Origin of the sequence: Metabacillus fastidiosus NBRC 101226 (assembly GCF_001591625.1) — a bacterium.
In the GTDB taxonomy this organism is placed as follows: Bacteria; Bacillota; Bacilli; order Bacillales; family Bacillaceae; genus Metabacillus; species Metabacillus fastidiosus.
Genome location: NZ_BCVG01000071.1, coordinates 1 through 20,162, shown reverse-complemented (window position 1 = coordinate 20,162; position 20,162 = coordinate 1). Strand labels below are relative to the sequence as shown.

Here is a 20,162-nt window from a genome sequence, read left to right as displayed (position 1 = left end):
CCAAATGATGGTCTCGTGGTGTAGCGGTTAACATGCCTGCCTGTCACGCAGGAGATCGCGGGTTCGATCCCCGTCGAGACCGCCATCATATTGTCATATAAAACGAAACAATATTGTTTCGTTTTTTTTATATTCTTTTTTAACTTTAAAGAAAAACTTGGATAAACTAATAGTATAAGCTAAACTGATTACATATGGAAATTTAACTAAAAGATTTGTGGTGAAGAAATGACAGTGAAGGATGAATTTGAATTCATTTCTAAAATAAAACCGAAAGAAATATTTCAGGATAATCTGTTAGTCGGAATAGGTGATGATGCAGCTATTTACCGTCCTGCTGAAAGGATGGAGCAAGTCGCATGTCTTGATACGATGGTCGAAGGTATTCACTTTTTAAAAGGTTTATCCTCACCATATGAGATTGGTTATAAGGCATTAGCTATTAATATAAGTGATATTGCAGCAATGGGTGGCATACCTAAATATTATCTTATCTCTATTGCTATTCCTAATTCGTGGAGTGAAGCTGATTTATACGGTATTTATGATGGACTGAATGATATTGCGGCTCATTTTCGAATCGATTTGATCGGTGGGGATACTGTTGGTACAGAAGATAAGTTAGTTATTTCTGTTACTGTTCTTGGAGAGGTTGAACAGTCGAAATTGAATTTAAGGAGTAATGCTGAACCTGGAGATGTTGTTTTTACAACAGGATTTCTTGGTGATTCCGCAGCCGGTTTATCTATTTTACTTAATGAAAATGATAAAGGGAATACAGAAGATGAGACTTATTTAATAAATAGGCATAAGCTTCCCTCACCGCAAGTTATGACAGGCCGATTAATAACAAAGCTTGACCGTGCTTCATTAAATGATATAAGTGATGGACTTGCCAGTGAACTTTATGAGATTGCAGAGGCAAGTAATGTGTCAATAAAGATTGATGAGAGTAGAATTCCGATTAGTTCTGCTTTATTAAATTTTAAAGAAAGTCCATATGAGTACGCTCTATATGGCGGAGAAGACTTTGAGCTCGTAGGTACAACTTCCCGAGATTCCTGGAATATTTTAAAACGAGAGTGTGAAAAGTGTTCCATTCAAATTACGCAGATCGGTGAAGTAGTAAGCGGAGAAGCAAAAGTTTTGTTAACTCGAGAAAATGAGACGGTCTTACTTGAGAAATCGGGATACAATCATTTTAAGAAATAGGTGTTTCATGATGAAAAAATTTATATATAATACAAAAAGTCCCGAAGCTACGACAAAGCTTGCGATAAAGCTTGCGGCATTAGTAAATCCAGGCGATGTTATTACATTAGAAGGCGATTTAGGTGCTGGCAAAACAACTTTTACAAAGGGATTTGCAAAAGGATTAGGTATAAGTCGAAATGTAAATAGTCCGACGTTTACAATTATAAAAGAGTATACAGATGGAAGAATTCCGCTTTATCATATGGATGTGTATCGTCTGGAGGACAGTGAAGAAGATTTAGGATTTGAAGAATATTTTAATAGTGACGGTGTTACTATGATCGAATGGGCTAGTATGATTAAGGATCAATTGCCAGCAGAACGATTGGAAATAGAAATCTTCCGCAGTGGGGATGATGAAAGAGAAATCACTTTTACGGCAATTGGTTCTTATTATTTGGAAAAGTGTAAGGAGTTAGATGATGAAAGTATTAGCGATTGACACATCTAATAATGTTTTAGGTGTTGCACTTTTAAATGAAACGACTGTGATCGGAGAATATATAACAAATTTAAAGAAAAATCATTCTGTTCGGGCGATGTCCGCAATTGAACAATTATTAGCTGAATGTGACACAGAAGTAAAGGAATTGACTAAAATTATTGTAGCAACAGGACCTGGCTCTTATACGGGTGTCAGAATTGGTGTATCTATTGCAAAAACCCTTGCTTGGTCACTGAATATTCCAATTATCGGTGTCTCTAGCTTAGAAGTGCTGGCCCAGAACGGGAGATATTTCAATGGTTTAGTATGTCCTGTATTTGATGCAAGAAGAGGGCTTGTTTATACAGGTTTATATAAACAAGAGAAAGGTATTATTGTAAATAAGAAAGAAGATCAAAATATTTTATTAGCGGACTGGCTGAATGAATTGTCTCAATTCAATGAACAAATATTATTTCTTGGAAATGATGTTGTACTGCATGTGGAGCTTATTAAAGAGATTCTTTCCGATCAGGCAGTAATTGGAACAGTTTCTCTTCATAATCCTAGACCGGGTGAGCTCGGGATGATTGGATTTCAAAAAACGGATAGTATTGTTCATGAATTAGTTCCTAATTACATTCGTTTGGCCGAAGCTGAAGCAAAATGGCTTGAGGAGCGAAAGTAAGATGGTTGCATTTTTAGATTCACTGACAATAAGAAAAATGACAATTCAAGATGTGGACGATATTTATGAAGTGGAAAAACGCTCTTTCGCTGTTCCATGGACAAAGGATTCTTTTTACTATGAACTGGAGCAAAATTTATTTTCAAACTATATGGTTGCTGAAATAAACGGTAAAATCGTTGGTTACTGCGGGCTATGGGTTATTATGGAAGATGCACAAATAACGAATATTGCTGTGCTTCCTGAATATAGAGGAAAGAAAATTGGTGAAACTTTATTAACCTTTGCTAAGCAATTAGCATTTGAGCTGTCTGCGGAACGTCTTTCTTTAGAAGTTCGTGTTTCAAACTATATTGCACAATCATTATATAAAAAGCTTGGATTCTCTCCAGGGGGAATAAGAAAAAATTATTACACAGATAATTCAGAAGATGCATTAGTAATGTGGGTGAATTTAAAATGACAGAAAAAGATGAATATATATTAGCAATTGAGACGAGCTGTGATGAAACAGCTTGTGCAATCGTTAAGAATGGAAAAGAGATTATTGCAAATGTTGTTTCTTCTCAAATTGAGAGCCATAAGCGCTTCGGAGGAGTTGTGCCAGAAATTGCTTCAAGGCATCATGTTGAACAATTGACAGTTGTTTTAGAAGAAGCAATGGAAAAATCGGCTCTTTCATTTGAAGATTTAGATGCGATTGCAGTTACGGAAGGACCAGGACTTGTCGGTGCTTTATTAGTCGGAGTAAATGCGGCAAAGGCATTAGCTTTTGCACAGGGCTTACCGTTAGTCGGAGTTCATCATATCGCAGGGCATATATATGCAAATCAGTTAATAGCAGAATTAAAATTTCCTCTGCTCGCTCTCGTTGTTTCAGGAGGCCATACGGAGCTTGTCTACATGAAAGAGCATGCATCATTTGAGGTAATTGGTGAGACATTAGATGATGCAGCCGGTGAGGCATATGATAAAGTGGCACGTACACTCGGTCTGCCATATCCAGGAGGGCCGCATATTGACCGTCTTGCACACGAAGGTGAGCCATCTATTTCATTGCCAAGAGCTTGGCTCGAAGAAGGATCATATAATTTTAGTTTCAGCGGACTTAAATCTGCAGTTATTAACACTCTCCACAATGCTAAGCAAAAAGGGGAAGAAATTAATCCACAAGATTTAGCTGCAAGTTTTCAGGAAAGTGTTATTGAAGTGTTAGTAACAAAAACAATGCGTGCGGCAGAGCAATATAATGTAAAACAAGTATTATTGGCAGGCGGGGTCGCGGCAAATAAAGGATTGCGCTCAGCATTACAAACAGCCTTTAGTGAAAAGAAAGATATAGAGTTAATTATTCCTCCTTTATCATTATGTACAGATAATGCTGCGATGATTGCTGCTGCAGGAAGTGTAATGTACAAAAAGGGTGTACGAAGTAATATGAAATTAAATGCAAATCCCGGATTGGAATTAAAAACGTATTGAGACTGTTTACTTTTTAGTATAACAGTCTTTTTTTAATTGTATTTAAAGATAAATATTAGTGCCAGCATCTGGAGCTTAACTAACAATACGAAAATGAAATCGTATGTTATATAAAAAGATGATTTTGTATTGAATTATGAGATAAATTAATTACTTATAAACAGTTAACAGATTTATCCACAGCTTATGCACGTTATTCAATCTTTTAAAAATACAGTCGCGATCATTTGACAAATAAGAACAAAATCCACTGTTGATAATGTGGATGAATAATGACTTAATTGTGGATAATGTGTATAAGTATGTGAACATGTTGGAAATACAGTATTTTATCTGTGGATAGTTTCTGTGGAAAAAACCCTTTGAAAAAGAAAGGGACTGTCCGATAAGTCCTTAACAAATTGTAAAAGCTGAAAGGCCCCGTCACGAAGTCCTTTAATTTTACTGGATTCTCGTAGAGGGGCCTTTCAGGAGGATGTATAAATACATCCTCAATGCATTTCTTCCCATTCATTCATTAGAAGTTCAACTTCCTTATGAAAGCTTTCATTTTCTATATTAATTTCATTTACTTTTTCATGATCCTGATAAACAGCTGGGTCACAGAGTAAGGTTTCATTTTGTTCTATTTTTTCTTCTAAAGAGGAAATCTGAAGTTCGATTTCTTCAATTCTTCTTTGTTTTTGTCTTTCAATTTTCTTCAGTTCTTTTTCTTGCTGATATGAAAGCTTACCTGCTTCGACTACAGCAGTTTCCACTTCTTTTTTCTCTGCTGCTTCCAGTTGTTCGAGTTCGAAAGCTTCTGCTTTCTTTTCTAAATAATAGTCGTAATCACCTAAGTATTCGATTAACTGATCTTTTGAAAGTTCGAAAACTTTCGTTGCAATTCTGTTAATAAAATAACGGTCATGTGAGACAAAAAGAATAGTACCTGGATAGTCGATTAAAGCATTTTCTAAAATCTCTTTACTATCTAAATCTAAATGGTTCGTAGGCTCATCAAGAATGAGAAAATTAGCATTTTGGAGCATTAATTTTGATAAAGCCAATCTTGCCTTTTCTCCGCCGCTTAATGTAGAAACGGGTTTTAATACATCATCCCCAGAGAATAAAAAATTCCCAAGAACTGTACGGATTTCTTTCTCCGTCATTTGTGGATATTCATCCCATAGTTCATTAAGAACCCTTTTTGTTGAAGTTAATTCTGCCTGCTGCTGGTCATAGTATCCTATTTGAACATTTGAACCAAAACGATAACTTCCATCTAATAATTCAATTTGTTTCATAATCGTTTTTAATAATGTTGACTTACCGATTCCATTCGGTCCAACAAGTGCGATACTTTCGCCCCGGTTAATGGAGAAATTAATATTTGAAATGATCGGATTGACAGCATCATATGAAACAGAAATATTTTCTGCTTTTAATACGTCATTTCCTGTTTGCCGATCAATATTAAATTGAAAATGAGCCGATTTTTCCAAACCTGAAGGTCTGTCCAGCATTTCCATTCTTTCAAGTTTCTTTCTGCGGCTTTGAGCTTGCTTTGTCGTTGATGCCCTTGCGAGATTTCGCTGAATGAAATCTTGCATCTTTGCAATTTCATCCTGCTGTCTCTCATAATTTTTTAAATCTCTTTCATAATTTTCCGCTTTTTGAACTAAATATTGACTGTAGTTTCCATTAAATTTTGTACTAGTCGTTCTGCTAATTTCGTATACTTCATTTACAATTTTATCTAGGAAATAGCGGTCATGTGAGACAACGAGTAAAGAACCTGGATAGTTTTGCAAGTATTGTTCTAACCATGTTAATGTTTCGATATCGAGATGGTTAGTCGGCTCATCCAAAATGAGCAGATCGGGTTTTGTTAAAAGCAGTTTACCAAGTGCGAGCCTTGTTTTTTGCCCGCCACTTAATGTAGAAATTTTCGTATCATAATCAAATGCTGCAAATCCTAATCCGTGAAGGATAGATCGTACATCTGCTTCATATTGATACCCGCCCTGCTCTTTAAATTCATTTTGCAGCCGATCATATTCCTTCATTAATCTTTCAAATTTAGTATGCTCGCTTGCATGATCAATTGTTGCCATCTCATTTTCAACTGAGCGCATTTCTTTCTCCATCTTTTGAAGACCTGCGAACACAGAGAGCATTTCATCCCAGATTGATAAAGTTGATTCAAGTCCCGTATCTTGTGCCAAATAGCCAAATGTAACATCTTTTGGCTTAATGATTTCTCCTGAGTCGTAGGACATTAAACCGGCAATAATTTTAAGCAAAGTCGACTTTCCCGCACCGTTCCTGCCGACAAGTGCTACCTTTTCTCTCATTTGTACTTCCAGTTTTATATTAGATAAAATAAGGTCAGCTCCAAAGTATTTTGTAAGCTGGTTTACTTGTAATAAAATCATCCTAATTCACCTCTTATGATGCTTTAAGTTTAGCGTATGTTTCAGAATGGGGCAATAGCATGAGCTGGTCTTTAATTTGTAACAAAAGGTGACAGACAGATTAAAAAAAATAGTGTATAGTCAAATAAAGGAGAATGGACAATGTCACAATTTACACATTTTAATAAGCAGGGCCGCGCACAAATGGTTGATATCTCTAATAAGGAAGACACTGTTCGTGTTGCAGTTGCAAAAACGAGTATTGAAATGAAAAAAGAAGTGTATGAACAAATTGTAAGACAGGAGATTGGAAAGGGAGATGTACTCGCTGTAGCACAAGTTGCCGGAATTATGGCGGCAAAGAATACATCGAACATAATACCAATGTGCCATCCTTTACCGTTAAAAGCTGTTGATATTGTTTTTGAGTGGAAAGAAGTACAATATTTTTATAAATTAATAATAGAAGTAACTGCAAAGACAAAAGGCAGTACCGGCGTTGAGATGGAAGCATTAACAGCTGCTTCTGTTTGTGCGTTAACTATTTATGATATGTGTAAAGCAGTGGACAAGGGAATGACGATTGGTAAAACTTATTTAGTTGAGAAAACAGGCGGAAAAAGTGGTCATTACATAAGAGAATAAGCTCTTAGGACTGAAGCTGCTTTTCGATTGCGAGGGGATGTACGTGAATATAGATCAGTCTAAAATACCACAAGCAACAGCAAAGCGCTTACCTTTATATTATCGATTTCTAAAAAATCTACATTCTTCAGGAAAACAACGTGTCTCTTCAGCTGAATTAAGCGATGCTGTTAAAGTTGACTCAGCAACAATCCGCAGAGATTTTTCATATTTTGGAGCGTTAGGAAAAAAAGGGTATGGTTATAATGTTAATTATTTGCTATCATTTTTTAGAAAAACGCTAGACCAAGATGAAATGACAAAGGTAAGTTTAATTGGAGTTGGAAATTTAGGCACTGCTTTTTTACATTATAATTTTTTGAAAAATAATAATACTGTCATATCAATTGCCTTTGATATAGATGAGGAGAAGATTGGCTCAGAAATTGGCGGGGTCCCTGTTTATGGCCTCGATCATTTAGAAGCTGAATTGCCTGATGATGTAACAGTTGCAATTCTAACAGTACCGGCACAAGTTGCACAATCAATAACAGACCGCCTCATCAAAAAGGGTATAAAAGGAATACTAAACTTTACTCCTGCAAGATTGAGCGTTCCAGATGAAATAAGAATTCATCATATTGATTTAGCAGTCGAGCTTCAATCACTCGTTTATTTTTTAAAGCATTATCCAAATGAATAAGATATATTACCATTAAGGGAGGTGTAAAATATGCCGATAGGTCCTGGGAGTTTGATAGTTATTGCAATTGTTGCCCTTCTTATATTTGGTCCGAAGAAATTACCGGAACTTGGACGAGCTGCTGGTGATACATTACGTGAATTTAAAAAGTCTACAAGAGGACTAGCTGACGACGATGATAAGAAGAAGGAAGAAGATAAGTAAGGATAGGATGAACCCGATATGAAATTTGAAGAAATGTCGGTTGTCGAGCATATTACAGAGCTGAGGAAACGATTACTTATCATAATTGCTTTCTTTTTAATCGCAGTTATAGCGGGCTTTTTAATTGCTAGACCAATCATAATATATTTACAGCATACGGAGGAAGCGAGTAATCTTACGTTAAATGCTTTTAATTTAACAGATCCTCTAATGGTTTATATGAAATTTGCATTTATTATTGGACTTGTTCTAACATCACCAATTATTCTTTTTCAGCTTTGGGCATTTGTAAGTCCCGGTTTATATGAAAAAGAAAGAAAAGTGACGTTAAGCTATATTCCAATCTCTATATGTCTATTTTTATTAGGACTCGCTTTTTCTTATTTTGTTTTATTTCCATTCGTCGTTGAATTTATGTGGAGAATTTCAGAGAATCTTGATGTAAATCAAGTTATCGGTATAAATGAATATTTTTCATTTCTTTTACAATTAACGATCCCGTTTGGCATATTATTTCAACTGCCGGTAGTTATTATGTTTTTAACAAGACTAGGTATTGTTACACCGATGTTTTTATCCAAGATAAGAAAATACGCTTATTTTGTATTGCTTGTTATTGCAGCACTTATAACACCTCCAGAATTAACATCACATTTAATGGTATCTATCCCATTATTCATTTTATATGAAATCAGTATATTTATTTCAAGGTTTGCATATCGAAGTGCGCAAAAGGCGAAGTTTGAGGAAGCGAATAAAGAAGAAAAATGAGGCTGGAATTCCAGCCTCATTTTTCTTTTTCTTTCATTTTCTTTAATTTAAAAGATAGAGCGAACATTCGAATAGCAACCCCGAGGTCAAATGTTGCGATTAGCATAATAATAATAGTCGGCAAAGTGAAAAGACCATTCTTCGCACTATTTGCTGCCAGGTATATAAATAAGGACCCCATTAATAAATAAAAGAGCCCCATTGAAGTTGGGTTTGTTCTCATTATTTAAAAGCCTCCGATAATTGTTTGCATTTGTTCAAACTGTTTCATCATCTCTTGAATTTTATCATAGTAAACAGTCTGGATAAGAACAACAGCGGTATTCATTGCTACATGTGCAAATATAGGGACAATAATTCTTTTCGTTTTAACATATAAGAATGCAAACGTAAAGCCCATAGAACTATATAAAAGCAAATGCTCAGGTTCACCATGCACAAGTGCAAATATAACCGAACTTATCAATACAGCAATAAAAAAATTATATCTATTATACAATACACCGAATATTATTTTCCGGAAAATGATTTCTTCCAGTATTGGACCTAATATAGATGTAACGATAATGAATAAAGGCATTGCTTTAATTACTTCTACAATCTGCTGAGTATTTTCAGAACCAGGTTTGATTTTAAGTATGTACAGCTCGATATTAGCCGCAATGGACTGCATAAAGAAAGCGATAAAAATACCACCGATAGCCCATGCTATTGCAACAGGAACCGATGAAGGATCGCCGCCTCTTAAATATTTTTCATTTCTCTCTTTTCGAAGGAGGAACAGGGTAATAATTAGAGCAGCAGCGAAGCTGAAGAGATTCCAGTAGCCAGCGATTTCAATTGTCATTTTCTCAAGCAATATTAACATCGGTATTAATCCTGAAAGCTGCATAAGTATATAGGTTAAAATAATTAGCCAATATTGTTTCTTCATTGAAAAACTCCTTTATTTTTAAGCTGCTATTGACAGCAGTTAGACTTTCATTGTAACACAATATTCCCCTATCATTCACTATATGTATAAGTTCGGTTTCTTAATTAATTATTATGTATAACTTTTAACTAACTAGCTATAATCTACTAAAGTATAGGAGAGGGAAAAAATTTTTCACTTCACTCTTGAAATTAGGTGGAAGATTATATAATATAATAATTGTGTTAGCACTCAAGTTAATTGAGTGCTAATAAAAAGGAAAAAATTAATAATTTAGAAGAAATTTGAGGAGGTTGTTTCACTTGTTAAAACCATTAGGTGATCGTGTAGTAATTGAGCTAGTTGAATCTGAGGAAAAAACTGCTAGTGGTATCGTTCTTCCTGACTCTGCAAAAGAGAAACCACAAGAAGGTAAAATTGTAGCTGTTGGTACGGGCCGTGTATTAGATAGCGGAGAGAAAGTAGCTCTTGAGGTAGCAGAAGGCGATCGTATTATCTTCTCAAAATATGCTGGTACTGAAGTGAAATATGAAGGTACTGAATACTTAATTTTACGTGAATCTGACATTTTAGCTATTATCGGATAATAGCAAACATATATCATAACTATTTAAAATTTTTGAGGAGGTCTTGTAAAAATGGCAAAAGAAATTAAATTTAGCGAAGAAGCTCGTCGTGCAATGCTCCGTGGTGTTGATACATTAGCAAATGCTGTAAAAGTAACATTAGGACCAAGAGGACGCAACGTTGTATTAGAGAAGAAATTCGGTTCTCCTTTAATTACAAATGACGGTGTAACAATTGCGAAAGAAATCGAATTAGAAGACGCTTTTGAAAACATGGGTGCAAAACTTGTATCTGAAGTTGCAAGCAAAACGAATGATGTTGCTGGTGACGGTACAACAACTGCAACTGTTTTAGCTCAAGCGATGATTCGTGAAGGATTAAAGAACGTAACTGCTGGTGCTAATCCAATGGTCGTACGCAGAGGAATCGAAAAAGCAGTTACTGTTGCAATCGAAGAATTAAAATCTATTTCTAAACCAATCGAAGGTAAAGAGTCTATCGCACAAGTTGCTGCTATTTCTGCTGACGATGTAGAAGTAGGACAATTAATCGCTGAAGCAATGGAGCGCGTTGGTAATGACGGTGTTATTACAATTGAAGAATCTAAAGGTTTCTCAACTGAATTAGAAGTTGTAGAAGGTATGCAGTTTGACCGTGGTTATGCGTCACCTTATATGGTAACTGATTCAGATAAAATGGAAGCTGTTCTTGACAATCCGTATGTATTAATTACAGATAAGAAAATTACAAGTATCCAAGAAATTTTACCAGTGTTAGAACAAGTTGTTCAACAAGGTAAGCCATTATTATTAATCGCTGAAGATGTTGAAGGGGAAGCACTTGCAACATTAGTTGTAAACAAACTTCGCGGAACATTCAATGCAGTTGCTGTTAAAGCACCTGGATTCGGTGACCGCCGTAAAGCAATGCTTGAAGATATCGCTATCTTAACTGGCGGGGAAGTAATTACAGAAGATCTAGGATTAGATCTTAAATCTGCAAGCATCGAGCAATTAGGACGCGCTTCTAAGATCGTTGTATCAAAAGAAAATACAACAATCGTTGAAGGTGCTGGCGAAGCTGACAAAATTGCTGGTCGTGTAAACCAGATCCGTGGTCAATTAGAAGAGACTACTTCTGAGTTCGATAAAGAAAAATTACAAGAGCGTCTTGCTAAATTATCTGGCGGTGTAGCAGTAATCAAAGTTGGTGCAGCTACTGAAACAGAATTAAAAGAACGTAAACTTCGTATCGAAGACGCACTTAACTCTACTCGTGCAGCAGTAGAAGAAGGTATCGTTTCTGGTGGTGGTACAGCATTGGTGAACGTATACAGAAAAGTAGCACAAATTCAAGAAGAAGGCGATAGACAAACTGGTGTTAACATCGTTCTTCGCGCCCTTGAAGAGCCAGTTCGCCAAATCGCTGAAAATGCTGGCTTAGAAGGTTCTGTTATTGTAGAACGCCTTAAAAATGAAGCTATTGGTGTTGGTTTCAATGCTGCAAACGGCGAATGGGTAAACATGATCGATGCTGGTATCGTTGACCCTACTAAGGTAACACGTTCTGCACTTCAAAACGCGGCTTCTGTTGCGGCTATGTTCTTAACAACTGAAGCAGTTGTTGCTGACAAGCCTGAAGAGAATGCTGGCGGAATGCCTGACATGGGCGGCATGGGTGGAATGGGCGGCATGATGTAATCTGCCCACTAAATTAATTTAGTGTTTTATTATAAAAGATCTCTCAAAAGGTAATTTACCTGTGGGAGATCTTTTTTGATGATTTAACCGTATGCATCAGGATATTTATTGTATTTATTCCAAATATAAAGAATTAATTTCAGCGAAATATTTGTATAATAATCTACTTTCTACCGTTTTTAGTAAAATAGCCTAAAAAATATATTTTAATAATAAATTGGCTTTTAAAAACGGTTGCAAATTGAAAAAATATATTGTAAGCTATTTCATATCAGATTGTATACAATTTTGAATGCAAACTTGTACACTATGTAGTTAGGAGAATCGAAATAAGAAAAAATTCTTATTTTCGAATGATAATGAGACTTGCTGATCGGATAAAATAGATTGTCTAATCTATGAGAAGCAGGAGGATTTATTCGGAATATCTCTATACTTGAGTGAATAGAGCAATCAATATCTATTTAATAATCGAAGAGAGTTAATGATCTCCTTAGGTTAAATAAGTTCGATTAGATTTCCACATCTTGTAAACGTTTTCTTGATTTTAGCAATCTATCTTAAATGAGGATAAAAGCAGTCTTTGCTAGAAAATTGATAACGTGAATAGATAGAAGAAGTAAAAAAAATTAAACTTGTAAAACTTTAAGGGTGGTAAAATAAGGCTCCTAGTTTCCAAAAAGCAAAAGCTTTATTTAGCAAAATATAGTTCTTGCTAGTTAAATTTATATGAGGGGGAATTTCGATGAAGTATGACCTTATTATTAAAGGCGGTAAAGTAGTTTTCCGTGATGAAGTAAAAATGGTAGATATAGCTGTAAAAGACGGAAAAATCTCTGCTATTGCGGAGACGATTGACAGTGAAGCTTCTGAAGTGATCGATGCTCAAGGTCAATATGTAATGCCTGGGATGATCGATACACATGTCCATATTTGTGAGCCTGGAAGAACAGAGTGGGAAGGCTTTGTGACAGGATCAAAAGCATTGGCTGCAGGCGGTACGACAAGCTATGTAGATATGCCGTTAAATGCTCTTCCTGCAACAGTGGATCGTGAATCTCTTCACTTAAAAATGGAAGCGGCAAAAGGAAAGAACTACGTCGATTACGCTTTATACGGCGGGCTTGTACCAGGAAATCTAGACAAGTTAGAAGAGCTTTCTGACGAAGGTGTTGTCGCTTATAAATGCTTCATGTCTACATGTGGTTCTGATATTCCGGAAGATTTCAGTAATGTAGATGATTATACATTATATACAGGAATGAAAAAATTAGCTGAGCTTGGCCATATGCTTTCTATCCATGCAGAAAATGCTCAAATTACAGACCGTATGGGACAGGAAATGGTGAAACAGGGCAGAACAAGCGCAACTGACTACGCTGTTTCCCGTCCAATCTTTACAGAAGTGGATGCAGTAAAACGAGCTTTATTTTTAGCGAAGGAAACAGGCTGTAAACTTCATCTTGTTCATATTAGTTCAGCAGAAGCAGTAGAAGAGATTATGCAAGCAAAAAGGGAAGGCCAAGATGTTACATTTGAATCTTGTCCACATTATTTCACGCTTACTATTGCTCAGTCAGAGGAAATTGGTCCGGTTGCAAAATGTGCACCGCCATTACGTACAGAAGAAGCACAGGAAAAACTGTGGCAGAAATTAATCAATGGTGACATTGATATGTTAACTTCTGACCATTCGCCATGTCCGCCTGAGATGAAATATAGTGAAACGAATAATTTCTTTGAAGTATGGGGCGGTATTACAGGATGTCAAAATAATGTCGATTTAATGTTTAGTGAAGCGGTTGTGAAACGCAATGTTCCAGTAACGGATTTCGTCCGAATGATTGCCTATAATCCTTCTAAGCGCTTCCACTTACCGGAAAAAGGGGAAATTGCGGTAGGCAAAGATGCCGATATTATTTTTGTAAATCCGAATGAATCGTATGTCCTTCAAAAAGAAGATCTTTATTACCGTCATCAGCATAGCCCATATATCGGCAGAGAAATCAATTGCCGTGTGACGAAAACATATGTCCGTGGAAATCTTGTTTTTGATCTGAATGAAGGAATTATCGGGGAACCTGTCGGACAATTAGTAACTTACAATAAAAAAGCATAATTTTTTAAATACAACAAGAGAATATTAGAGAAAGAAGGAGTTGATTCTATCATGTCTGCACCTGCAAAAAATAATGTGGCAGAAGATCTCAACATTGATAATGCTGCCCATGTAGACGAATCTTTACAGCCTAAAAATAAAGAGGGTAGAACAGTAGGCCCGGTAGCCTATGCATTTATGTGGATTGGAGACGGTGTTAACTTAGGAAATATGACGCTTGGGGCCAGCTTAGTTGTAGCGGGAACAGCGATGTTAAACATCTTCCAAACATTTGCTGCAGCAATCATAGCAATTGGTATTATTTCAACTATATTTGCTTTAAATGACAGAGTCGGATATAGAACTGGAGTACCGTATGTTGTACAGCTTAGAATGTCCTTTGGAATGAAGGGTTCGATTATATCGTCACTCTTACGTGGGATTCCTGCGATAGTCTGGTATGGTTTCCAGAGCTGGCTCGGCGGTACGGCTTTAAATGAAATTGCCAAAGCCGTTAGTGGTGGAAAGTTTGATAATATTGTTATCTGCTTTATTGCTATTCAGCTTGTACAAATCATATTATCACAATTTGGTTTCCATGCTATCGCATGGGTAGAAACAGTTGCTTCTGTCGTTATTATGTTAGCACTTATTTATGTATTTGTTGTTCTTTTAACATCTTACAGCGATGTGATTGTAGATAAATGGGTTCATGCAAAAGGTTCATGGGGCTTGCCATTCTTTGGGTTTATTATGATGTTCTTAGGAAATTACGCAGCTATTTTCTTAAGTGCAGCGGACTACTCACGTGAGCTTAAAAGTGGTATCAGCGATGCAAAACGTGGATTCTTATACTTCTCGCCTATCGTCGTTGCTTACGGTTTCGTTCTTACAATTGGGGCAATGCTTGCTTCGGCAACTGGAATTTCGAATCCTGTAAAAGCATTCGCTATCGTAGTGGACAACCCTTATATTACAGTAGGTGTATCAGCATTTATCGTGATGGGTGCAATTGCAACGAACATGGTTGCGAATATTGTTCCGCCGACATATGTTATTACATCTCTTACAAAAATGAAATACAGAGTTGCTGTTACGATTACTGGATTACTTGCTTTAGGAGCATTCCCTTGGGTGCTTGTAAAAGATTCTTCAGCAAAAGGTCTTGGAATGTTCATCCTTATCTATTCAGCATTCTTAGGGCCGATCGTTTCAATCCTTTTAGTGGAATATTATATATTAAGAAAACAAAAAATAAATGTGGCGGACTTGTATAAGGAAGACGGCCCATTTGCAGGGTATAATCCAGCAGCAATACTTGCAATGCTTATCGGTGCTGGAGCTGCCTTTTTAGAAGTAGAACTCGCATGGATTATCGGTCTTGTTGTAGCCGGTATTAGTTATTTCCTTCTAACAAAATATGCATTTAAAGATTCACCATTTAAAAAAGGCACAATATTTGAGAAATAATTATTAAATTGTTTGTGCCATTATATTGATAAAATCAAGTGTAAAGAAAAGGAGCCCCAATGATTGAATGGGACTCCTTTTTTAATATTATTTGAAGAAAACCTTTTCCTCCTATTTTCTTCTGCTTCTCTTCCTCAAATCATAAATATCCTCCTCGTTAGAGAACTCTGTTTGCAGTCGATTTGATGAGAAATTGATTTTATCAGGCTCTTTTTCTAATACTTTTTCCTTCATATAAGCATGGAATAATCCTTCACTTAGCGCAATGAAAATAGCTGCTAAAATAGAAGCCCCAATAACATGTGAACCATTTCCGATAAAGAGTATGGAAAGGAACCATATGAGGGCAAAAGAAAAAACAAGATCGGCAATACTTGCAAATAAATTTCCGAGCTTTGGCAAAATAAATAAATCCCCAATTAAGTAGGATGTTCCAGTCAAAATGGCGCTAATGAATAATGTTAATGGAATACTTGCATTATCAAAGATCGGTAATATAGAAAGGAGTACGATTGAAATAACAGTAAATTTAATTAATAACGCTTTTATATGTTTCAAGGGAGAAACATCCTTTCTTTCATCAGAATAATTAGTCTTATACGTAGTATTTGAAATGTTTCATACAATATACAGGTAATTAAGGAATCGTTAAGGATGAAGTTATCTTATTAATTTCCAATTGTTTGCCTATATTTTAAAAAGGGAAATAGTACATAGTAATAAGAAAGGAGACTATGTCTATGAACATTTTGGAGGTTAATGGAAAAATTGATTTCAAAAAACTTTCTATGAATATGCTTATCCCGATTGCTGGTGGAGCGGCTGTGGGACTTTTAGCAAATAGAAATTCTCAGAAGCAGTATAAAAAGTTAAAACAGCCTTCCTTTGCACCTCCGGCATGGGTATTTCCAGTTGTATGGACGGGCCTTTATACAACAATGGGAATTGCACGTTACCGGGCCTCAGCTAAGGCAGAAAAGGATGAAAAACGAAAGGCAGCTATTCCTTACGATATTCAATTAGGACTGAATTTTCTTTGGTCATTTTTGTTTTTTAAATGGGGTTTGCGCGGTACAGCATTTATTGAAATGGCATTGCTCTTTTCCATGATTACTCTTACAACTTATCAGTTTAGCCAAATTGATAAAACAGCTGGCGTGCTCATGCTTCCTTACATCGGATGGGTTGCTTTCGCATTAGGATTAAATTATTCTATTTGGCAATTGAATAAGTAAGAGCTTCTTAACGTAGCGTGTTATAACTTAGAAAGACCTTTAATAATTGTCTGAATTTATTAAAGGTCTTTTTATGCTGTAAAATGCTAGTTTTTAGGTTTGGACTTACCAGGCAACAATTACTATAATGAAATTAAAACATTCTTAGATAAATATTTAAATAAAGAGGAGATGGAATTAGTGGCTGCAAATCCAAGTATTAATATAGGGGGTCTTCATTTTGATTGGAATTTAGAGAAGGGACAGTTTTTATTTGAAGGGCAAGATGCTGTGCTTTTTTGGATTTCCAGTGCGATGAAAACTTTTTTTGATACAATTGAAGAAATTTCTGGAGAGGAAGCTTCTAACTTAGTTTTTGAGACGACAGGTTTTCGGCAGGGATTAGTAGTAGGTGAATATTTTGAAAAGATAAAGGATGTAACAGTTACAGAAGCAGCACAATTAATTACTAATACATATGCATCTGCCGGATGGGGTCAAACGGTAATTAAAGACTTAAATTTTGAGACAAAAACGTTAACTGCTCATATTAAAGACAGCTGGGAATATAAAATTAACTTATTACAAGGAAAGAAAACAGGCGGTGGTTTTCTTCCTGCTCATTATGCAGGCATATTTACTGGGCTCTTTGGTACTAATATATGGTATAAGGTGATTCAACAGCAATTAGAGGGGCATGAATACAGTGTAATTGAATATTTCCCTTCTAATGTTAATGTTTCGAATAATATTCATCAATTAGCAAGAAAAAAGGAATCCGAACAGATTCAGCAATTGGAAGCAATCGTAGAAGAAAAAACAAAGGAATTAAAGGAACTTGTTAAAAGAATCTCATCACCGATTATTCCGGTTCTTGAAGAGATTGTAGTAGTTCCTTTACTTGGAAAATATGATGAGGAACGTTCAGAAGAGCTTGTTTTAAAAACATTAGAGAATTTACCGGCATATAAGGCAACCTATCTTATTTTAGATTTAACAGGTCTCGATAAAAATATTAGTGTTCATACGGCAAGTCTTCTTGAAAAAATCGGTTCTGCGGCTGCATTGATTGGAACAAAGACAATTCTCGTTGGAATTTCTTCGGAATTAAGTATGATTATATCTCAAACAGATATTAGCTTATCAAAATTTGATTGTTTTCAAACATTACAGCATGGTATTCACTATGCCTTAGCACAGCTGGGAAGAGAAATAATTTAATAACCATATATTAGCCAGTTTTATTATAATATTAGTATATACAAGAAAGGATGTTGTTCATGTTAGATGCAGTACAAGTTAGTAAACGGTCCATGCTTCAAAAAGTGCTTAATACTTTTATTATTACTTTATTGATCGCAACAGCAGGATTGTACATTGGACAGTTTGTTCCAGCAGCTCTAATGCTTCCATTAGCAATTGCTGAAGTAATTATGATTATTGCAGCATTTTGGTTAAGAAAAAGAAAAGCTGTAGGATATACATTTGTTTTTGCGTTTGCCTTTATTTCAGGAATCACTACTTTCCCAATCGTTAGTCATTATGCTTCTGTAGCAGGCGCACAAGTTGTTCTAATGGCTTTTGGTACGACGTTTTGTATTTTTACTGTTATGGGCTTCATAGGTGCAAAAACGAAAAAAGATTTATCTTTCTTAGGAAGCTTCCTGTTAGTTGCTGTACTGGCAATGATCTTCGTAGGTATTTTTAGTATTTTTAGTCCGTTGAACTCAGCAGCATTATTAGGGTTTTCAGTAATTGGTACAATTGTTTTTTCTCTTTATATTATTTATGACTTCAATCAAATGAAGCATAGAGGTATTACAGAAGATATGATTCCTCTATTGGCATTGTCCCTGTATTTAGATTTCATTAATTTATTTATTAATATTCTCCGTTTCTTTGGAATTATAAGCAGCAATGATTGAGGATGTTCCAAAAGGGTGAAAAGCAACCCATTTGGAACATCCTGCTGAAAGGCTTTGTCCTGAAAATCCAGTAAAATCACGGATTTGGAGACAGGGCCTTTCAGCTTTTAAAACTTATTAGGGGCTGGTCGAACAGCCTCTCTTTTAGTTAGATTTATTTATTTTCATGTTTTGATCTGTCACATAGCGGGTATATTTAATAAAAGGTATTTGAGTATTGTGGTACGAAATATTAATTATTTAAACAAATATATACATATACATACAGAGGTGGGAGATACAAATGCGCTATGTTATTATCGGCGGAGATGCTGCAGGAATGAGCGCAGCGATGGAAATTGTACGGAATGATAAAGAAGCAGAAATTATAACACTTGAACGGGGAGAAATTTATTCGTATGGACAATGTGGATTGCCGTATGTTATTGATGGACGAATTCCCTCTACTGATAAAGTAATTGCAAGAAGTGTGGAAACATTCAGAGAGAAGTATGGGATTGATGCAAGGATAGGACATGAAGTGACGGGAGTTGATCCAGAAAAGAAAGTCGTGACCGGCAGAAATGTTCATTCTGATGAAACATTTGAAATTCCTTATGATAAGCTTCTTATTGGAACAGGCGCATCACCGGTTTTACCACCATGGGATGGTGTTAACTTACAAGGAATTCATACGTTAAAGACGATTCCTGATACAGAGGCTATTCTTTCTGATTTAAAAGGGGATGTACATAATGTAACGATTATTGGCGGCGGTTATATCGGTCTTGAAGCGGCGGAAGCTTTTACGATGCTAGGAAAAAAGGTTCGGTTGATTCAGCGGGGGGACCAGGTCGCTAAAATATTCGATCCTGATATGGCAGCTCATATTCATGAGGAAGCGAAGAAACAAGGGGTTGAACTAATATTAGATGAGCAAGTAGAATCTTTTTCTGGAAAAGAGCAAGTAGAGCAGGTGAAGACTGATAAGGGAACATATCCCACTGATCTTGTCTTAATTGCGGTCGGAATTAAACCAGAGACGAAATTTTTAAAAGATAGCGGAATTATACGTTCTGATAACGGTGCTATTGTTGTAAATGCTTATATGGAAACGAATGTAGAGGATATTTATGCGGCTGGTGACTGTGTTCTCCATTTTCATTTAGTTAAACAGAAAAATGATTATATTCCGCTCGGTACAACAGCAAATAAACAAGGTAGAATAGCGGGCAGAAACATGGCTGGACGTTCTGAAATATTTAAAGGGGTCGTGGGGACATCTATTTTAAAGTTTTTCGACTTGCAGTTAGGGAGAACAGGACTTGCAGAAAAGGATGCAAAAAAGCTGAGAATCCCGTATGAAAGTCATACATTGGAAGCGAGAGACATTGCTGGTTACTATCCAGGTAAACAGACGATTTATGTGAAATTACTCTATCGTAAAGATAATGGTCAGCTGCTTGGAGGGCAAGTAATTGGCCGAAATGGTGTTGATAAAAGAATTGATGTATTGGCGACTGCCTTATATAACTGTATGACTTTGAAGGATTTACTTGATTTAGACCTTGCTTATGCTCCGCCTTTCAATGGAACGTGGGACCCTATCCAGCAAGTGGCAAGGAGAAAAAGCTAGTGTGAATAAAATGGAAATAATGGAAATTGGACTATTTGCTTAATAGAGGCAATAGTCCAATTTTTATTTTATTCCAGCCTTAACGGGCAGTAA

21 protein-coding genes and 1 tRNA gene are annotated in these 20,162 nt (G+C 35.9%); 18 read left to right on the top strand and 4 right to left on the bottom strand.

The genetic code is table 11. The features are described from left to right. Positions 1–9: 9 nt before the first annotated feature. The 6 genes from BFA01S_RS15325 (at position 10) to tsaD (ending at position 3,848) form a co-directional block, all read left to right on the top strand. Positions 10–85, top strand: a tRNA-Asp gene (locus tag BFA01S_RS15325). 143 nt (positions 86–228) lie between these two features. After that, positions 229–1,212 carry a thiamine-phosphate kinase gene (thiL, locus tag BFA01S_RS15320; RefSeq protein ID WP_066232434.1) on the top strand — a complete coding sequence of 328 codons (984 nt, stop codon included), beginning with the start codon at positions 229–231 and terminating at the stop codon, positions 1,210–1,212. Between the two features lie 10 nt (positions 1,213–1,222). Beyond that, complete coding sequence (gene tsaE / locus BFA01S_RS15315) at positions 1,223–1,696, top strand: tRNA (adenosine(37)-N6)-threonylcarbamoyltransferase complex ATPase subunit type 1 TsaE (RefSeq protein WP_066232431.1); 474 nt, start codon at positions 1,223–1,225, stop codon at positions 1,694–1,696. Continuing rightward, on the top strand, positions 1,677–2,366 hold the full coding sequence (gene tsaB, locus BFA01S_RS15310; RefSeq protein ID WP_066232428.1) for a tRNA (adenosine(37)-N6)-threonylcarbamoyltransferase complex dimerization subunit type 1 TsaB: 690 nt from the start codon (positions 1,677–1,679) through the stop codon (positions 2,364–2,366). The genes tsaE and tsaB overlap by 20 nt, the downstream gene beginning before the upstream one ends. 1 nt (position 2,367) lies before the next feature. Continuing rightward, a complete protein-coding gene (gene rimI / locus BFA01S_RS15305; protein WP_066232425.1) occupies positions 2,368–2,829 on the top strand; it encodes a ribosomal protein S18-alanine N-acetyltransferase in 462 nt (153 codons plus the stop codon). Beyond that, entirely contained in the window at positions 2,826–3,848 is a 1,023-nt protein-coding gene (gene tsaD / locus BFA01S_RS15300; RefSeq protein ID WP_066232422.1) for a tRNA (adenosine(37)-N6)-threonylcarbamoyltransferase complex transferase subunit TsaD, read from the top strand. Before rimI ends, tsaD begins: the two co-directional genes overlap by 4 nt. A gap of 491 nt (positions 3,849–4,339) precedes the next feature. On the opposite strand, the gene BFA01S_RS15295 is transcribed toward tsaD, so the two are convergent. Beyond that, a complete protein-coding gene (locus BFA01S_RS15295) occupies positions 4,340–6,265 on the bottom strand; it encodes an ABC transporter ATP-binding protein (protein WP_066232419.1) in 1,926 nt (641 codons plus the stop codon). A gap of 141 nt (positions 6,266–6,406) precedes the next feature. Here BFA01S_RS15295 and moaC point away from each other — a divergent pair, with 141 nt between their 5' ends. Genes moaC through tatC form a run of 4 tightly spaced genes read left to right on the top strand, consistent with a single transcriptional unit; the run spans position 6,407 to position 8,546 of the window. Beyond that, positions 6,407–6,889 carry a cyclic pyranopterin monophosphate synthase MoaC gene (gene moaC, locus BFA01S_RS15290; RefSeq protein WP_066232417.1) on the top strand — a complete coding sequence of 161 codons (483 nt, stop codon included), beginning with the start codon at positions 6,407–6,409 and terminating at the stop codon, positions 6,887–6,889. A 43-nt stretch (positions 6,890–6,932) separates the two neighbouring features. Then, complete coding sequence (locus BFA01S_RS15285; protein WP_066232414.1) at positions 6,933–7,571, top strand: redox-sensing transcriptional repressor Rex; 639 nt, start codon at positions 6,933–6,935, stop codon at positions 7,569–7,571. Between the two features lie 30 nt (positions 7,572–7,601). Continuing rightward, entirely contained in the window at positions 7,602–7,775 is a 174-nt protein-coding gene (locus BFA01S_RS15280; protein WP_066232412.1) for a twin-arginine translocase TatA/TatE family subunit, read from the top strand. 18 nt (positions 7,776–7,793) lie between these two features. Further along, positions 7,794–8,546 carry a twin-arginine translocase subunit TatC gene (gene tatC, locus BFA01S_RS15275; RefSeq protein ID WP_066232409.1) on the top strand — a complete coding sequence of 251 codons (753 nt, stop codon included), beginning with the start codon at positions 7,794–7,796 and terminating at the stop codon, positions 8,544–8,546. A 16-nt stretch (positions 8,547–8,562) separates the two neighbouring features. Here the strand turns inward: tatC and BFA01S_RS15270 are convergent, their stop codons facing one another. Continuing rightward, on the bottom strand, positions 8,563–8,769 hold the full coding sequence (locus tag BFA01S_RS15270) for a DUF4305 domain-containing protein (RefSeq protein WP_066232405.1): 207 nt from the start codon (positions 8,767–8,769) through the stop codon (positions 8,563–8,565). 3 nt (positions 8,770–8,772) lie between these two features. Then, the gene (locus tag BFA01S_RS15265; RefSeq protein WP_066232402.1) at positions 8,773–9,480 is read right to left on the bottom strand and encodes a CPBP family intramembrane glutamic endopeptidase; all 708 of its coding nucleotides are present in this window, start codon (positions 9,478–9,480) and stop codon (positions 8,773–8,775) included. 302 nt (positions 9,481–9,782) lie between these two features. Here BFA01S_RS15265 and groES point away from each other — a divergent pair, with 302 nt between their 5' ends. The 4 genes from groES (at position 9,783) to BFA01S_RS15245 (ending at position 15,315) form a co-directional block, all read left to right on the top strand. Next, positions 9,783–10,067, top strand: a complete 285-nt coding sequence (gene groES, locus BFA01S_RS15260) for a co-chaperone GroES (protein ID WP_066232400.1) — start codon at positions 9,783–9,785, stop codon at positions 10,065–10,067. A 51-nt stretch (positions 10,068–10,118) separates the two neighbouring features. Then, complete coding sequence (gene groL / locus BFA01S_RS15255; RefSeq protein WP_066232397.1) at positions 10,119–11,747, top strand: chaperonin GroEL; 1,629 nt, start codon at positions 10,119–10,121, stop codon at positions 11,745–11,747. A gap of 745 nt (positions 11,748–12,492) precedes the next feature. Further along, complete coding sequence (allB, locus tag BFA01S_RS15250) at positions 12,493–13,866, top strand: allantoinase AllB (protein ID WP_066232394.1); 1,374 nt, start codon at positions 12,493–12,495, stop codon at positions 13,864–13,866. 51 nt (positions 13,867–13,917) lie between these two features. Beyond that, complete coding sequence (locus BFA01S_RS15245) at positions 13,918–15,315, top strand: NCS1 family transporter (RefSeq protein ID WP_066232392.1); 1,398 nt, start codon at positions 13,918–13,920, stop codon at positions 15,313–15,315. A 111-nt stretch (positions 15,316–15,426) separates the two neighbouring features. Here the strand turns inward: BFA01S_RS15245 and BFA01S_RS15240 are convergent, their stop codons facing one another. Further along, positions 15,427–15,873: a YndM family protein gene (locus tag BFA01S_RS15240; RefSeq protein ID WP_066232389.1), complete on the bottom strand. Its 447-nt coding sequence runs from the start codon at positions 15,871–15,873 to the stop codon at positions 15,427–15,429. Positions 15,874–16,055: 182 nt separating this feature from the next. Between BFA01S_RS15240 and BFA01S_RS15235 the strand changes: the two genes are divergently transcribed. The 4 genes from BFA01S_RS15235 (at position 16,056) to BFA01S_RS15220 (ending at position 20,069) form a co-directional block, all read left to right on the top strand. Then, entirely contained in the window at positions 16,056–16,550 is a 495-nt protein-coding gene (locus tag BFA01S_RS15235) for a TspO/MBR family protein (protein ID WP_066232386.1), read from the top strand. Positions 16,551–16,721: 171 nt separating this feature from the next. Then, positions 16,722–17,750, top strand: a complete 1,029-nt coding sequence (locus BFA01S_RS15230; protein ID WP_066232383.1) for an STAS domain-containing protein — start codon at positions 16,722–16,724, stop codon at positions 17,748–17,750. Between the two features lie 59 nt (positions 17,751–17,809). After that, positions 17,810–18,454: a Bax inhibitor-1/YccA family protein gene (locus BFA01S_RS15225; protein ID WP_066232381.1), complete on the top strand. Its 645-nt coding sequence runs from the start codon at positions 17,810–17,812 to the stop codon at positions 18,452–18,454. Between the two features lie 283 nt (positions 18,455–18,737). Continuing rightward, positions 18,738–20,069 carry a CoA-disulfide reductase gene (locus BFA01S_RS15220; protein WP_066232378.1) on the top strand — a complete coding sequence of 444 codons (1,332 nt, stop codon included), beginning with the start codon at positions 18,738–18,740 and terminating at the stop codon, positions 20,067–20,069. Positions 20,070–20,162: the final 93 nt, after the last annotated feature.

What these genes read in the sequence shown, in the direction of transcription:
- rimI (WP_066232425.1), top strand. Translation starts at nt 2,368, where the DNA reads ATGGTTGCATTTTTAGATTCACTGACAATAAGAAAAATGACAATTCAA.
- BFA01S_RS15265 (WP_066232402.1), bottom strand. Translation starts at nt 9,480, where the DNA reads ATGAAGAAACAATATTGGCTAATTATTTTAACCTATATACTTATGCAG.
- groL (WP_066232397.1), top strand. Translation starts at nt 10,119, where the DNA reads ATGGCAAAAGAAATTAAATTTAGCGAAGAAGCTCGTCGTGCAATGCTC.
- BFA01S_RS15230 (WP_066232383.1), top strand. Translation starts at nt 16,722, where the DNA reads ATGGAATTAGTGGCTGCAAATCCAAGTATTAATATAGGGGGTCTTCAT.
- thiL (WP_066232434.1), top strand. Translation starts at nt 229, where the DNA reads ATGACAGTGAAGGATGAATTTGAATTCATTTCTAAAATAAAACCGAAA.
- BFA01S_RS15245 (WP_066232392.1), top strand. Translation starts at nt 13,918, where the DNA reads ATGTCTGCACCTGCAAAAAATAATGTGGCAGAAGATCTCAACATTGAT.
- BFA01S_RS15220 (WP_066232378.1), top strand. Translation starts at nt 18,738, where the DNA reads ATGCGCTATGTTATTATCGGCGGAGATGCTGCAGGAATGAGCGCAGCG.
- tsaD (WP_066232422.1), top strand. Translation starts at nt 2,826, where the DNA reads ATGACAGAAAAAGATGAATATATATTAGCAATTGAGACGAGCTGTGAT.
- tsaB (WP_066232428.1), top strand. Translation starts at nt 1,677, where the DNA reads ATGAAAGTATTAGCGATTGACACATCTAATAATGTTTTAGGTGTTGCA.
- BFA01S_RS15280 (WP_066232412.1), top strand. Translation starts at nt 7,602, where the DNA reads ATGCCGATAGGTCCTGGGAGTTTGATAGTTATTGCAATTGTTGCCCTT.
- BFA01S_RS15295 (WP_066232419.1), bottom strand. Translation starts at nt 6,265, where the DNA reads ATGATTTTATTACAAGTAAACCAGCTTACAAAATACTTTGGAGCTGAC.
- allB (WP_066232394.1), top strand. Translation starts at nt 12,493, where the DNA reads ATGAAGTATGACCTTATTATTAAAGGCGGTAAAGTAGTTTTCCGTGAT.
- BFA01S_RS15270 (WP_066232405.1), bottom strand. Translation starts at nt 8,769, where the DNA reads ATGAGAACAAACCCAACTTCAATGGGGCTCTTTTATTTATTAATGGGG.
- tsaE (WP_066232431.1), top strand. Translation starts at nt 1,223, where the DNA reads ATGAAAAAATTTATATATAATACAAAAAGTCCCGAAGCTACGACAAAG.
- BFA01S_RS15235 (WP_066232386.1), top strand. Translation starts at nt 16,056, where the DNA reads ATGAACATTTTGGAGGTTAATGGAAAAATTGATTTCAAAAAACTTTCT.
- BFA01S_RS15225 (WP_066232381.1), top strand. Translation starts at nt 17,810, where the DNA reads ATGTTAGATGCAGTACAAGTTAGTAAACGGTCCATGCTTCAAAAAGTG.
- moaC (WP_066232417.1), top strand. Translation starts at nt 6,407, where the DNA reads ATGTCACAATTTACACATTTTAATAAGCAGGGCCGCGCACAAATGGTT.
- tatC (WP_066232409.1), top strand. Translation starts at nt 7,794, where the DNA reads ATGAAATTTGAAGAAATGTCGGTTGTCGAGCATATTACAGAGCTGAGG.